The sequence below is a fragment of the Gammaproteobacteria bacterium genome (assembly GCA_034522055.1).
GTDB lineage: Bacteria > Pseudomonadota > Gammaproteobacteria > JAABTG01 > JAABTG01 > JAABTG01.
The window spans coordinates 1,177,725-1,191,634 of record JAXHLS010000006.1; the positions used below are offsets into that span (position 1 = coordinate 1,177,725).

At 65.4% G+C, this 13,910-nt stretch carries 11 protein-coding genes, 2 tRNA genes and 1 pseudogene; 2 read left to right on the top strand and 12 right to left on the bottom strand.

Annotated elements, in window-relative coordinates:
• The first annotated feature begins 85 nt into the window (after positions 1-85).
• Positions 86-1,081 (top strand): alpha/beta hydrolase, encoded by a 996-nt coding sequence (locus U5S82_24205; GenBank protein MDZ7754669.1) that lies wholly within the window; start codon positions 86-88, stop codon positions 1,079-1,081.
• A 253-nt stretch (positions 1,082-1,334) separates the two neighbouring features.
• On the opposite strand, the pseudogene U5S82_24210 reads toward U5S82_24205, so the two are convergent.
• From U5S82_24210 to U5S82_24265, 12 genes and pseudogenes are all read right to left on the bottom strand, one after another.
• Positions 1,335-1,463: pseudogene (locus U5S82_24210) on the bottom strand (DNA polymerase IV).
• The gene (locus U5S82_24215) at positions 1,409-2,656 is read right to left on the bottom strand and encodes an ankyrin repeat domain-containing protein (protein ID MDZ7754670.1); all 1,248 of its coding nucleotides are present in this window, start codon (positions 2,654-2,656) and stop codon (positions 1,409-1,411) included. The pseudogene U5S82_24210 and the gene U5S82_24215 overlap by 55 nt, the downstream one beginning before the upstream one ends.
• 346 nt (positions 2,657-3,002) lie before the next feature.
• On the bottom strand, positions 3,003-4,316 hold the full coding sequence (gene ltrA, locus U5S82_24220) for a group II intron reverse transcriptase/maturase (protein MDZ7754671.1): 1,314 nt from the start codon (positions 4,314-4,316) through the stop codon (positions 3,003-3,005).
• Positions 4,317-5,028: 712 nt separating this feature from the next.
• A complete protein-coding gene (ltrA, locus tag U5S82_24225; GenBank protein MDZ7754672.1) occupies positions 5,029-6,342 on the bottom strand; it encodes a group II intron reverse transcriptase/maturase in 1,314 nt (437 codons plus the stop codon).
• Positions 6,343-7,026: 684 nt separating this feature from the next.
• Positions 7,027-7,305, bottom strand: a complete 279-nt coding sequence (locus U5S82_24230; protein ID MDZ7754673.1) for a HigA family addiction module antitoxin — start codon at positions 7,303-7,305, stop codon at positions 7,027-7,029.
• On the bottom strand, positions 7,305-7,448 hold the full coding sequence (locus tag U5S82_24235; GenBank protein MDZ7754674.1) for a type II toxin-antitoxin system RelE/ParE family toxin: 144 nt from the start codon (positions 7,446-7,448) through the stop codon (positions 7,305-7,307). The genes U5S82_24230 and U5S82_24235 overlap by 1 nt, the downstream gene beginning before the upstream one ends.
• Before the next feature lie 160 nt (positions 7,449-7,608).
• Positions 7,609-7,682, bottom strand: a tRNA-Cys gene (locus U5S82_24240).
• Positions 7,683-7,730: 48 nt separating this feature from the next.
• Positions 7,731-7,806, bottom strand: a tRNA-Gly gene (locus U5S82_24245).
• 158 nt (positions 7,807-7,964) lie between these two features.
• A complete protein-coding gene (pgsA, locus tag U5S82_24250; GenBank protein MDZ7754675.1) occupies positions 7,965-8,525 on the bottom strand; it encodes a CDP-diacylglycerol--glycerol-3-phosphate 3-phosphatidyltransferase in 561 nt (186 codons plus the stop codon).
• Positions 8,522-10,366 (bottom strand): excinuclease ABC subunit UvrC, encoded by a 1,845-nt coding sequence (gene uvrC, locus U5S82_24255; GenBank protein MDZ7754676.1) that lies wholly within the window; start codon positions 10,364-10,366, stop codon positions 8,522-8,524. Before uvrC ends, pgsA begins: the two co-directional genes overlap by 4 nt.
• A gap of 28 nt (positions 10,367-10,394) precedes the next feature.
• Entirely contained in the window at positions 10,395-11,075 is a 681-nt protein-coding gene (locus U5S82_24260) for a uracil-DNA glycosylase (GenBank protein ID MDZ7754677.1), read from the bottom strand.
• Positions 11,044-11,673, bottom strand: a complete 630-nt coding sequence (locus U5S82_24265) for a response regulator (protein MDZ7754678.1) — start codon at positions 11,671-11,673, stop codon at positions 11,044-11,046. Before U5S82_24265 ends, U5S82_24260 begins: the two co-directional genes overlap by 32 nt.
• A 369-nt stretch (positions 11,674-12,042) precedes the next feature.
• On the opposite strand from U5S82_24265, the gene U5S82_24270 reads away from it, so the two are divergent.
• Positions 12,043-13,863 (top strand): extracellular solute-binding protein, encoded by a 1,821-nt coding sequence (locus U5S82_24270; GenBank protein ID MDZ7754679.1) that lies wholly within the window; start codon positions 12,043-12,045, stop codon positions 13,861-13,863.
• Positions 13,864-13,910: the final 47 nt, after the last annotated feature.

The window sequence follows — 13,910 nt, forward strand, 5'->3', positions numbered from 1 at the left end:
TCTCGACATATAATGCGGGCATGAGAGGCAAACCCATGGAAAATTGGAACGGCAGAGAATGCCTTCACCCAAAGAGCAGGTGGACATGGAGATGATCAAATGGTTGATCCCGTTGATCCTGCTGTTGATGCTGGCCGGCTGGTACTTGTGGACGCCGGATCGCCCAATAGACCATCTGGAACGGCATTATCTGCGCTCCGCCGACGATTACGTGCATCTCCCGGACATCACGCTGCATGTGCGTGATGACGGGCTTAAAGATGCGCCGGTACTGGTTCTCTTGCATGGTCTGGGCTCCAGTCTCCATACCTGGGAGCACTGGACCGAATCACTTAAGCAGCAATACCGGGTGATCGCGCTGGATCTGCCGGGATTCGGCCTGACCGGTCCCGACCCCACCGGGGATTACGGCGACGAGCGATCCATACGGCTGCTACTGGCGCTGTTGGAGCGGCTGGAGATTAAACGCGCCACATTGATCGGCAACTCGCTGGGTGGCCGTATCGCATGGCGATTTGCTGCCGCCCACCCGGAACGGGTCGACAAACTAGTGCTGATTTCACCGGATGGCTTCGCCAGTCCCGGATTTGATTACCAGCGTAAGCCCGATATACCCGCCGTCATGCAGTTGATGCAATTTGTACTGCCGAAATTTCTGCTGCGCATGAACCTTTCGCCCGCCTATGCCGATGCCAGGACGGTCAGCGATGAACTGGTGACGCGTTATCACGACCTGCTGTTATATCCCGGCAATCGCGCGGCGGTAGTGCAGCGCTTACAACAGGTCTATTTGCTGCAACCCCAACCGCTGCTGCAGCAGATCCGCGCCCCGGTACTGCTGCTGTGGGGCGAGCAGGATGCAGTGATTCCGATCAGCAATGCCGACGATTACATGGCCGCCCTGGCCTACAGCCATGTGCACAGGCTGCCTAGTGTCGGCCATTTGCCCCATGAAGAAGCACCGCAACAGTCACTATTACCCGTGTTGGAATTTTTGCAGAGCAAAGATCCCCGTAGTCCGGTCGGGCGGCCATTAGATCAGTCCTCAAGTACCGTGAAAGTTCGGGATTCGAGCGAATAGCGCACGCGGTTGAATCATGGATGCCGCGGCCACCGTTCCGGCTTATGGGCCACCTCAGCGGGCTGGGGTCACGGTTGTTGGGGGCGCCGCTGGAAACCATTCGTGGCAACGGAACACTTAACTTTCTTCGGTCTTCCGCGCCACAGATGCCATCGGGTTCATTCGTCAAAGGCCAACTCGCCCTGTGCTCAGGACCCTGCATTCGCGGCCGTATCCTCCCTCGACACCAACGCGCTCACGCGCACGCCCAGCAGAGGCCGTCCGGCTTGTCGAACTCCGAGGCCATCTTCGCCAGCCGCTTGTTCGGGGCGACTCCGATGGAGCAGGTCAGTCCCGTCGCGGTGCGTACCGCTTCCTTGAGCCTTCGATCGATACCGGCCGGATCCAACCCCGGATCCACCTCATTCCGGGAACATATCCACCTGCACACCGGGGCCGCGGGGGGGCGGGCGGCGCAGCGGCCTCCTCCTGGCGCAGCCGCTCCTCGTCGTCGAAGCCTCGCAGCATGGCCCCGAGTTCGTCGATGGCCTGCTGGTAAAGCTCATTCGAAGACCAGCCGGACTGCGCCCACTTGGTATCGTCCTCAAGCTCCACGCCGAGACGCTCGGGGGAGAGCACCTGGTAGATGCGCTGCCAGCGGCCTTCGATGCGCAGGGCGAGCCCCGGGTTGAGCACATAGCTACCCCGGCGCACGCGCCTGAACAGCTTACGGTTGTATGGACCTTCCCGATTCACCTCGTTCTTCGCCAGGATGGACGAGATATACGGGCGCCGCTTGCGCCGCTGGGGCACGACGGAGTCGTGGAAGTCCGCGAGGACTTCCTCGAAGTCCACCGCCGTCAGAAGCATCCGCCGCTTCGCCCAGCTGGTGCCGAGACGCTGGTAGAACAGCACCATGGCGAGGCAGAGCATTAGGTACTCCATCTGGCTGCGGTCGAGCTTGACCAGGCGCCCGTCCACCTGCACGTCGAGACTCGCCGGCGCCAGGCGCTCAAAGATGGGCGGCAGCCGGGTGCGCGCGAAGCGCTCGTCGGTGCATGCCCGGTCGAGGGCGATCTGAAAGGCGTTGAGGCCGTTGCCGTCCACCAGGGTGGTGTCGGCGTCCCGGTCCAGCAGCATCTCCGCGAGTTCCGCATTGCCCATGCGACTCGCGATCATGAGCGGCGTCTGGCCGAACACGTTGCGGAAGTCGACCCCGTACTTTTCGGTGTCCCGCAGCACCTTGGCGGGTGTCTTGAGCCCGTAGGGCAGGTAGTATTTCTTCTCGATCAGGTCGAGGGCCTTCGCCGGGTTCTTGACGGCCTTGACGCCCGCCTGCTCGAGGGCGTTGAGGCGACGCTGGTCACGATAGACCAAGGCGTACTCCATCAGCGCGATGCCGGCCTTCTTCTCCCGGCCCTCGAGGGCCTTGTGCTCCAGCTCGGCGAGAGCGTCGCCGCGCAGCACGCTCCAGGGCACTCCCCGTTCTTTCAGGATGTGGCTGCGGATCTCCGCCGCCTGCTCGTCCTTGCCCTGGAGTTCGAGACGGTGGGCCTCGTGGCGCCACTCTTCCAGGCTCGAGCGCTGCTCGTCCATCCCTTCCACGTCCTCGTAGACCTGGCCCAGGCCGAGCAGCTCCAGCACCTGCTGGCGCGGCTGGGGCTCGAGCAGATAGAGGTTCTTCACCGCCCGGGTGACCGCCACGTACAGGGCGTTGATGTAGAACTTGTAGATCTCGAGGGACTTGTCCCCCTTGTCCCGGCCCCGGGCATAGGTGAGTTCGCCTGCCAGGCTCGCCTCGTCGAGGCCCGCGGCGATGTCCCGGAAGAGCCGAGCCCCTCGGCGATTTATCCATGATAGGGGTCGGGAAGGAGTGACCCTCCCCGCCCTCCGAACCGTGCATGCGGTTCTCCCGCACACGGCTCTCCAGTCGGTGGTTACCTCATCGGGATTGGCTCGCCAACGTCCGGGCTTCGGTCATGGTGAAAAGCCCAGCCGCAGCGAAGAACGCGTTCGGCCAGCGGAGATGGTCGGACTGACAATGACCCGCTCCCGGGCGCTTCTGCTGCTTGCGCAACAGCGCCCGTAATCGACGTCGGACAAAACCGTCCACGCGAGGAAAGGTCCACGGGTGCGCGTGCTGGAAATACACGAACCAGCCACGCAGCATCGGGTTCAGGTCGGCCACAATCCGCGCCAGCAAATCCCCACGACTGCGCCGGGTTTTGGCCCGGACCCGGTCGTAAAGGGCCTTGCGGCTCTTCTTGCGTACCCACCGCCGTCCCGCTTCAAACCGGTACCCGAGAAACTCAAAGCCTTCCCCGGGCTGCCGGCAATCCCCCACACGGGTCTTCTCCGGGTGCAGTTGCAGACCATTGGCCTCCACCCAGTGCCGCAACTCCTGCAGCGCCTCCTGGGCTTCGTCCGGACTGGCACACAGGATCACGAGGTCGTCAGCATACCGAACCATCCGATAGCCGCGCTGGGTCATGTGTACATCCAGCCCGTGCAGGTACAGATTCGCGAGTAACGGACTGATCACCGCCCCTTGGGGCGAGCCCCGGGTCGGCGTCCAGCGCGCTATCTCCGCCACCACGTCCTGGCGCAACCAGGCGCGCAGCAGGTCGAGGATCCGACCATCGCTGATCCGGTCCTCGACCCGGGCCATCAACGCTTCGTGCGGGATGGTGTCGAAGTACTGGGCCAGGTCGGCATCCACCACATGGGTGTAGCCCTCCCGAACCAGCCCATCCACTTCCCGCAGCGCATCCTTGCACCCGCGACCCGGGCGAAACCCGTAACTCATCGGCAAAAACTGGTGCTCGAAAATCGGCTCGAGCACCCGCTTCATCGCCGCCTGCACAATCCGGTCCTTCACCGTCGGAATGCCCAGGGGACGCGTCCCTGTCCCCTTCGGAATCTCCACCCGACGCACCGCATCCGGTCGGTACCGTCCAATTCCCAGCGCCTCTCCCAGCTCCGCCAGATACCGCTCGGCATGGGCCTCAAAACGCTGCACACTCTGGCCATCCACCCCCGCTGAACCCCGGTTGGCCCGCACATCCTGCCACGCCCGTTCCAGGGTCTGGGGGCGATGCACCTTGTCGATCAGACTGAACCACTTCGTCCCTTGGACGCCGTTACCCAGCGCCGCCAACATGCGCTCCGTCCAGATCGTGCGGTCCACCCACGGCCATTCCACCGGGTTGGACGAGTCTGGCTTAGCCTCTTGCGAGACACTCTCGACCCTTTGCATACGCGCTCACCTCCTCCGGACTTCACCCATCCACCTTCCTGCCTCCCTTCCCTCGGCGCGATTTCTGTTCTTCGCGCTTTCCCGGCACCACCCACGGTTTTAGGCGGAGGACGCCCTCCAGCTCTTGGGTCCGCGTTTCCGCAGCACCTCGCCATGACCGCAGCAGAACCGTTCAGTACTACGAAGGCTCTGACTCCTGCCCACCGTCACCACGGCGGTCAGGTCTCCCCGCTTCTCTCGCATTTCCTTCCCAGCGTTCCGTCTCCAACCACGGAGGGGACCCGAATGTCGCTTTCCACGCCAGTCCCAGCGCATCCGATGAGTTTCAGGCTTCACCTTCTCCTAGCGGGCTCGCCGTCCCGTACCGCCGAATCGAGTTCGTCATCCTACGGACCGCCAGTTCGCCTCCGGTTGCTCTCCACCCCGCCTCGCGACGACGCAGTTACCTTCGACTACGGGGCCTTGGCTTACCCCGACACGGACTCTCACCGTGCAGAAAATGCGCCTCCACGGACGCACTGGGAGCCGAGCCCCCTCGGCGATTAACCCTCGACGATCGCACCCCCACCACCCAATCGGCCAAAGGGCTGGCCTCCTACACCTACATCGCTCATCGAACCCGCCTGATAGGGGTCGGGAAGGAGTGACCCTCCCCGCCCTCCGAACCGTGCATGCGGTTCTCCCGCACACGGCTCTCCAGTCGGTGGTTACCTCATCGGGATTGGCTCGCCAACGTCCGGGCTTCGGTCATGGTGAAAAGCCCAGCCGCAGCGAAGAACGCGTTCGGCCAGCGGAGATGGTCGGACTGACAATGACCCGCTCCCGGGCGCTTCTGCTGCTTGCGCAACAGCGCCCGTAATCGACGTCGGACAAAACCGTCCACGCGAGGAAAGGTCCACGGGTGCGCGTGCTGGAAATACACGAACCAGCCACGCAGCATCGGGTTCAGGTCGGCCACAATCCGCGCCAGCGAATCCCCACGACTGCGCCGGGTTTTGGCCCGGACCCGGTCGTAAAGGGCCTTGCGGCTCTTCTTGCGTACCCACCGCCGTCCCGCTTCAAACCGGTACCCGAGAAACTCAAAGCCTTCCCCGGGCTGCCGGCAATCCCCCACACGGGTCTTCTCCGGGTGCAGTTGCAGACCATTGGCCTCCACCCAGTGCCGCAACTCCTGCAGCGCCTCCTGGGCTTCGTCCGGACTGGCACACAGGATCACGAGGTCGTCAGCATACCGAACCATCCGATAGCCGCGCTGGGTCATGTGTACATCCAGCCCGTGCAGGTACAGATTCGCGAGTAACGGACTGATCACCGCCCCTTGGGGCGAGCCCCGGGTCGGCGTCCAGCGCGCTATCTCCGCCACCACGTCCTGGCGCAACCAGGCGCGCAGCAGGTCGAGGATCCGACCATCGCTGATCCGGTCCTCGACCCGGGCCATCAACGCTTCGTGCGGGATGGTGTCGAAGTACTGGGCCAGGTCGGCATCCACCACATGGGTGTAGCCCTCCCGAACCAGCCCATCCACTTCCCGCAGCGCATCCTTGCACCCGCGACCCGGGCGAAACCCGTAACTCATCGGCAAAAACTGGTGCTCGAAAATCGGCTCGAGCACCCGCTTCATCGCCGCCTGCACAATCCGGTCCTTCACCGTCGGAATGCCCAGGGGACGCGTCCCTGTCCCCTTCGGAATCTCCACCCGACGCACCGCATCCGGTCGGTACCGTCCAATTCCCAGCGCCTCTCCCAACTCCGCCAGATACCGCTCGGCATGGGCCTCAAAACGCTGCACACTCTGGCCATCCACCCCCGCTGAACCCCGGTTGGCCCGCACATCCTGCCACGCCCGTTCCAGGGTCTGGGGGCGATGCACCTTGTCGATCAGACTGAACCACTTCGTCCCTTGGACGCCGTTACCCAGCGCCGCCAACATGCGCTCCGTCCAGATCGTGCGGTCCACCCACGGCCATTCCACCGGGTTGGACGAGTCTGGCTTAGCCTCTTGCGAGACACTCTCGACCCTTTGCATACGCGCTCACCTCCTCCGGACTTCACCCATCCACCTTCCTGCCTCCCTTCCCTCGGCGCGATTTCTGTTCTTCGCGCTTTCCCGGCACCACCCACGGTTTTAGGCGGAGGACGCCCTCCAGCTCTTGGGTCCGCGTTTCCGCAGCACCTCGCCATGACCGCAGCAGAACCGTTCAGTACTACGAAGGCTCTGACTCCTGCCCACCGTCACCACGGCGGTCAGGTCTCCCCGCTTCTCTCGCATTTCCTTCCCAGCGTTCCGTCTCCAACCACGGAGGGGACCCGAATGTCGCTTTCCACGCCAATCCCAGCGCATCCGATGATTTTCAGGCTTCACCTTCTCCTAGCGGGCTCGCCGTCCCGTACCGCCGAATCGAGTTCGTCATCCTACGGACCGCCAGTTCGCCTCCGGTTGCTCTCCACCCCGCCTCGCGACGACGCAGTTACCTTCGACTACGGGGCCTTGGCTTACCCCGACACGGACTCTCACCGTGCAGAAAATGCGCCTCCACGGACGCACTAGGAGCCGAGCCCCCTCGGCGATTTATCCATATGTGGAAAAAAAAGGGGGGGAAGGGGACGGAGGGAATAGATATTAATCCCTCCGTCCCCTTTTCACCGTCCCCTTTTTTCGCGTCCCCTTTTCAGTGTCAGCTGGCGCGACTCTCCAGGGGGACGATGCCCGCTAGGCGATCGGGGTCCCGCTGGATCTCCCACAGGTCGGGGGCCCTTGCATGCGCAGCCAGGATTCTGGGGTGGTGCGGGTGAAAAGGCCGATGCGAACCGCCATCTCCGGCGACAGGGCCCGCTTCTCGTGGAGGAACTGGGAGACGGTCAGGCGCAATACCTCGAAACGCTGGGCGAACTCGGTCTGGGTCATCTCCAGGCCCGGCAGCACGTCCTCCCGCAGGATGGCGCCCGGGTGGGCCGGCCTGCGGTTGGGGTCACGCAGGGACTTGGTCATCAGTGGTAATCCTCCAGGTCAACGTCGGTGGCGTCCTCCCCCTCGAAGCGGAAGGTGAAGCGCCAGTTGCCCGAGACGGATACGGCGTAAGTGCCCTTCCTGGTCCCCTTGAGGGGGTGGAAGTGGTAGCCCGTCCAGGAAATTGGCTCAAGCTTGTATCATGAGCCGCCGTTCATCCAGGTGCTGAGCAAAGGTTGCCCCCAGAATGTCAATGGATGGAGCTGGACTCTATCGGACGCCAGTTGGACAGAATGTCCATCATTTACCGCGGCGGACAACTCTGGACACTGCAGGAGGGAAAAATGGAGGCTGGGGTCGGAATCGAACCGGCGTCCACGGCTTTGCAGGCCGCTGCATAACCACTCTGCCACCCAGCCTGGGGACTACCGGCAGCGCTGTTACTGCTGCCGGGGAAGAGAATGAATTGGAGCGGGAAACGAGATTCGAACTCGCGACCCCAACCTTGGCAAGGTTGTGCTCTACCAGCTGAGCTATTCCCGCTCGGAAAGAGCGCGGATTATTGCCACCACTCGAATGGTTGTCAAGTCAGCACCAGGGCCCGAAAAAGGGTGTCAGGCCGGAAACCGGTGTCAGGAACCTTTACCCCCCAACACACAGGTGGCGCCAGCCTCGTGATGGAAAAGGTTCCCGACACCGTTTTAGCCGCCGGGCTTCGGCCACAGGCTCGGCCAGGCGGCCTTGAGGTAGGCCACCATGGACCACAGGGTGAGGACGGCGGCGACGTAGAGCAGTACATGGCCGATGAGGGTGATGGGCAGGCCGAGGAGGGGATCGGCGTAGAGCATGAGGATGATGGCGGCCATCTGGGCGGTGGTCTTGATCTTGCCGATGTAGGCCACCTTGACGGTTGTGCTCTTGCCGATCTCAGCCATCCATTCCCGCAGGGCCGAGATGGTGATCTCGCGGCCGATGATGACGGCCGCGGGGATCGCAAGCCAGATGCGGGGGTCGGCCTGCACCAGCAGCACCAGGGCCACGGCCACCATGAGCTTGTCCGCCACCGGGTCGAGGAAGGCGCCGAAGGCGGAGGTCTGGTTGAGCTGGCGGGCCAGGTAGCCGTCCAGCCAGTCGGTCCCCGCGGCCAGGGCGAAAATGGCGGTGGCGGCCTCGTTGGCCCAGCCGAAGGGCAGGTAGAACACCAGCACGAACACCGGGATCAGCAGGATGCGCAGCAGGGTGAGGGAGTTGGGTATGTTCATCCTTGGCTGTGAAAGGCATCGTAGATGGTGCGGGCCAGTTGCTTGCTGATACCGGGGACCCGGGCGAGATCTTCCACGCCCGCCCGGGCGATGCCCTGGAGTCCGCCGAACTGTTGCAGCAGGCGCTGGCGGCGCTTGGCCCCAACCCCGGGCAGCCCTTCCAGGGAGGAGGTGTTGCGTGCCTTGCCCCGGCGCCCGCGGTGGCCGGTGATGGCAAAGCGGTGGGCCTCGTCCCTGATGTGTTGGATCAGATGCAGTGCCGGGGAGTCGGCACGCAGTATAAGAGGCGCCTTCCCCCCGGGCAACACGAGGGTCTCCATGCCGGGGCGGCGCTCGGGGCCCTTGGCCACGCCCACCAGCAGCACCCCCACCAGCTGTAGTTCCTCGATGATGGTGGCAGCGCTGCTCACCTGGCCCTTGCCGCCGTCGATAAGCAGCACGTCGGGCAGCCGGCCCTCCTCCCGCTTGACGCGCCCGTAACGCCGCTCCAGGGCCTGGCGCATGGCGCCGTAGTCGTCGCCGGGGGTGATGTCCTGGATGTTGAAATGGCGGTAGTGGGCCTTCTCCGGCCCCTCGGGGCCGAACACCACGCAGGAGGCCACGGTGAGTTCGCCGCCGGTATGGCTGATGTCGAAACACTCGATGCGCTGGGGCACGTCGGGCAGGCTCAGTACCTGGGCCAGGGCCGCCAGCCGGCCGCCCACCTGGTCGGACCGGGCGAGACGCTGGCCGAGGGCCACCACGGCGTTCTCCCGGGCCATGTCCAGCCAGCGCGAGCGGTCGGTGCGCACCCGGGACTTGAGGAGCACGCGGTGACCGGCCTGGGCCGACAGCAGCTCCTCGAGGGCCGCCACGTCCCCGATGTCTTCGCTCAGGAGGATTTCCCGGGGGATGGTGCGGTCGGCGCGGTTGTGGAGATAGTACTGGGGCAGGAAGGCCTCCAGCACCGCGGCGGCGGGCTCGTCCTGGACCTGGACGGGGAAATAGGCGCGATTGCCCAGATTCTGGCCGCCACGGATGGTGAACACCTGGACGCAGGCGGTGCCCTCCCGCACCGCCGCCGCCACCACGTCCAGGTCGCCGCCGGCGGTGTCCACGTACTGGCGCTCCATGACCTTGCGCAGGCTGGCGATCTGGTCGCGGTAGCGGGCCGCCTGTTCGAACTCGAGGGCCTGGGCGGCCTCTTCCATGCGCCGCGCCAGGTCGTCGATGACGGCACCGCTGCGGCCCTCGAGGAACATCACGGCGTGGCGCACGTCCTCGGCGTAGCGCTCGGGCTCCACGAGGCCGACGCAGGGGCCGGTGCAGCGCTTGATCTGGTATTGCAGGCAGGGCCGGCTGCGGTTGCTGAAGAAACTGTCCTCGCATTGGCGCACCAGGAACAGCTTCTGCAGCAGGTTGAGGGTCTGGCGCACCGCGCCGGCGCTGGGATAGGGACCGAAGAACAGGCCCTTCTTGCGGCGCCCGCCGCGGTGAAAGGCCAGGCGCGGGTACTCCTGGTGGCTGGTGACGTGTATGTAGGGGTAGCTCTTGTCGTCCCGCAGCAGGATGTTGTAGCGCGGCGCCAACTCCTTGATGAGGTTGCTCTCCAGCAGTAACGCCTCGCCCTCGGTGTGGGTGGTGGTGATGTCCACCCGCGCCATGTGGCGCATCATGGTGCGCACCTTGGGCGGCAACTGCCCCGGGTCGCGGAAATAGCTGGCCACGCGCTTCTTGAGATCGCGGGCCTTGCCCACGTACAGGGGGCGGTCCTCGGCGTCGGTCATGCGATACACGCCGGGGCGCCCGGGCAGGCTGCGCAGGAAGGACTCGGCGTCGAAGTCTTGGTCGGTTCGGCTCATGGCACGGGGCGGCGCGATAGCGCCTGGATCAGCCGCCGAGCCGGCGCCCGGCGGCGCGAAACACGGCGTGGAACATCTCCGGCGTCAGCCGGCGCGTATTGGTGTTGTAGCGGCTGCAGTGGTAGGAATCAATCAGCCAGCGGTCGCGACTGAGGGCGTGCTCACTGCCGTGGCCGAAGGCAAAGGCGGACAGCCGTTGCCCCTCGGCCCTGAGCACGGCGCGGTGGGCCACCAGCCCCAGGGCGATGACCACGGCGCCGGCCGGCAGCCGGGCCAACTCGGCCGCGAGATAGGCGTTGCAGGTATCGACCTCGGCGGTGGTGGGCTTGTTCTGGGGTGGCACGCACTTGACCGCGTTGGTGATGCGGCAGTCCGTCAGGCGCAGGCCGTCGGCGGCGTGCTCGGAGACGGGGCGGGAGCCATAGCCGAAGGCATGGAGGGTGCTGTAGAGCAGCTCGCCAGCGTAATCGCCGGTAAAGGGGCGGCCGGTGCGGTTGGCCCCGTGCATGCCCGGGGCCAGCCCCACCACGAGCAGGCGCGCCTCCGGGTCGCCGAAGGGGGGCACGGGGGCGGCATGATAGGCGGGCTCACGCTCGCGCACCGCCGCCAGGAAGGTGGCGAGACGCGGACACAGGGCGCAGTCGGCGCGGAACCCGTCGCGGTGGATGGCCTGCCCCCTACTCCAGCTCGCCACGCTCGACGATGCCATGGCGCATGGCGAGGTGGGCCAGTTCGACGTCGTTGCGGATGCCGAGCTTACTGTGGATGCGGCTGCGGTAGGTGCTCACCGTCTTGATGCTCACGTGCAGGCTGTTGGCGATCTCGTTGGTGCTCTTGCCCTTGGCCAGCAGGCGCACCACGGAGAGTTCGCGGTGGGACAGCTCGGTCATGGGATCGGTGTTGTCGCTCAGGGAGTTCAGGGCGATGTTCTGGGCCGCCGCCTGGCCGATGTACTTGCTGCCGTCGCGCACGGTGCGGATGGCGGTGAGGAACTCCCGTTCCGTGCATCCCTTGCTGAGGTAGCCATGCCCCCCCAGTTCGATGACCCGCTGGGGATAGGCGCCATCCACGTGGACGCTGACGCCGATAATCTTGATGCCCTCATCCTGGCCGATGATGCGCCGCACCGTCTCGATACCCCCCATGCCCGGCATGTTCATGTCCAGCAGCACGAGGTCGACATCCCTGTTGCGAATGATCTCGAGAGCCGCCTCGCCGCTGGCGCACTCCCCCACCACCTCCATGTCCGGCTGGTCATCGACGATACGGCGAAAGCCGGTACGGACCAAGTCATGGTCGTCAACCAATAGGATCCTTAGCACTGTTCTCTCTGGTATGGTCAATACGGTCGGATAACCCGTGGCTCCCGACTTTTATGATAGTTGCCATCCACGCCGGATGCCCGCCGCAGTGGTTTGCCGGGCACACATCCCCGTGCCCCGCGGGAAGCGACGTCCACGCACGCCCCGCATCGGGGCAATCTGCCCGATCTCCGCGCCCAAGGCAAGGGCATGGCGCACCGCGCTGGTGCGGCCCGGGGTCGCACCGCCCCGGCTGTCGAGCCCGATGCGGGGGCACGGCTGCGAGGGGTCGTGAGCACCGTGGGCCCGAGTGTTTGACTCACCGCACGCGGCGCAGTAACCATGGCGGCTTACTCAACCGTGGCGGAGTCCTCTATGCGTTCGTGCTTCCTTTGCAACGCCCTCCTGCTGGCCCTGGCGGTGCTGGCGCCCCCTCTCCAGGCGGCGGCGCCTGCCCATGGCATCGCCATGCACGGCGACCTCAAGTACGGCCCGGATTTCGCTCACTTCGAATACGCCAATCCCGACGCCCCCAAGGGCGGGGACGTGAAGCAGGCCGCTATCGGCACCTACGACAGCTTCCACCCCTTCGTGCTCAAGGGCATGACCCCCAGCGGCATCGGTCTGCTGTTCGAGACCCTGATGGTGGGCTCCGACGACGAGGCCTTCTCCCAGTACGGCCTCATCGCCGAGTCCGTGGAGGTCCCCGAGGACCGCTCCTGGGCCATCTTCAACCTGCGGGAGGAGGCCCGTTTCCACGATGGGACGCCCATCACGGCGAAGGACGTGGTGTTCTCCCTGGATGCCCTCAAGAAAGACGGCCACCCCTTCTATCGCAGCTATTACAAGAACGTGGACGGGGGCGAGGCCCTGGATACCCACCGCGTCAGGTTCACCTTCTCCGGGGGCGACAATCGCGAGCTGCCCCTCATCGTGGGCCAGCTGCCGGTGCTTCCCGCCCACTACTGGTCCGACCGGGACTTCTCCAAGACCACCCTGGAGCCCCCGCTGGGCAGCGGCCCCTACCGCATCAAGGACTTCGAGCAGGGGCGCTCGGTCACCTACGAACGGGTTCCCGACTACTGGGGCGCCGATCTGCCGGTGAACCGCGGCCAGTACAACTTCGACACCCTGCGCTACGACTACTACCGGGACACCACGGTGGCGCTGCAGGCCTTCAAGGCCGGCGCCTACGACTTCCGCCAGGAGAACACCGCCAAGGACTGGGCCACGGGCTACGACTTCCCGGCGGTGCGGGACGGCCGCGTGATCAAGGAGGAGATCCCCCACCAGCAGCCCCAGGGCATGCAGGCCTACGCCTTCAACACCCGCCGGGCCATGTTCGCCGATCCCCGGGTGCGCCAGGCCCTGGGCTACGCCTTCGACTTCGAGTGGACCAATCAGAACCTCTTCAACGGCGCCTATACCCGCACCCGCAGCTACTACTCCAACTCCGAGCTGGCCTCCCGCGGCATGCCCTCTCCCGCCGAGCTGGCCCTGCTGGAGCCCCACCGCGACCAGGTACCGGCGGAGGTCTTCGAGGGCCCCTACGAGCCGCCCCGCACCGACGGCAGCGGGCGCCTGCGCGACAACCTGCGCAAGGCCGTGGGCCTGCTCAGGGAGGCCGGGTGGACGGTACAGGACGGCAGGCTGACCCACACCGCCACGGGCGAGCCCATGGCGTTCGAGGTGCTGCTGGTGCAGCCACTGTTCGAACGCGTCACCCTGCCCTTCGCCCGCAACCTCAAACGCCTCGGTATCGACGCCCGGGTACGTACCGTGGATGCCACCCAGTACCAGAACCGCCTGGACCACTTCGATTTCGACATGGTGGTGGCCTCCTTCCGCCAGTCCCTGTCGCCGGGCAACGAGCAACGGGACTTCTGGGGCTCGGAGCAGGCCGACATCCCGGGCAGCCGCAACATCATCGGCATCGAGGACCCGGTGGTGGACCACCTCGTCGATCAGATCATCGCCGCCCCGGATCGCGCCAGCCTGGTGGCCCGCACCCGCGCCCTCGACCGGGTGCTGCTGTGGAGCCACTACGTCATCCCCCACTGGCACATCACCCATTTCCGGGTGGCCTATTGGAACAAGTTCGCGCGCCCGGCGGTCTCTCCCAAGTACGACCTCGGATTCAACACCTGGTGGATCGATCCGTCAACGACGCCAAAGACCGGCGCCGCCACCGACTGAAGACCCGGCGCCCCGGGGCGGGCGGCGGCCGACCATCCATAACACGG

Excerpts from the sequence above, each read along its gene's own strand:
- U5S82_24270 (MDZ7754679.1), top strand. The coding sequence starts at position 12,043 with ATGCGTTCGTGCTTCCTTTGCAACGCCCTCCTGCTGGCCCTGGCGGTG.
- U5S82_24230 (MDZ7754673.1), bottom strand. The coding sequence starts at position 7,305 with ATGACCAAGTCCCTGCGTGACCCCAACCGCAGGCCGGCCCACCCGGGC.
- U5S82_24260 (MDZ7754677.1), bottom strand. The coding sequence starts at position 11,075 with ATGGCATCGTCGAGCGTGGCGAGCTGGAGTAGGGGGCAGGCCATCCAC.
- U5S82_24205 (MDZ7754669.1), top strand. The coding sequence starts at position 86 with ATGGAGATGATCAAATGGTTGATCCCGTTGATCCTGCTGTTGATGCTG.
- ltrA (MDZ7754671.1), bottom strand. The coding sequence starts at position 4,316 with ATGCAAAGGGTCGAGAGTGTCTCGCAAGAGGCTAAGCCAGACTCGTCC.
- pgsA (MDZ7754675.1), bottom strand. The coding sequence starts at position 8,525 with ATGAACATACCCAACTCCCTCACCCTGCTGCGCATCCTGCTGATCCCG.
- uvrC (MDZ7754676.1), bottom strand. The coding sequence starts at position 10,366 with ATGAGCCGAACCGACCAAGACTTCGACGCCGAGTCCTTCCTGCGCAGC.
- ltrA (MDZ7754672.1), bottom strand. The coding sequence starts at position 6,342 with ATGCAAAGGGTCGAGAGTGTCTCGCAAGAGGCTAAGCCAGACTCGTCC.
- U5S82_24215 (MDZ7754670.1), bottom strand. The coding sequence starts at position 2,656 with ATGGACGAGCAGCGCTCGAGCCTGGAAGAGTGGCGCCACGAGGCCCAC.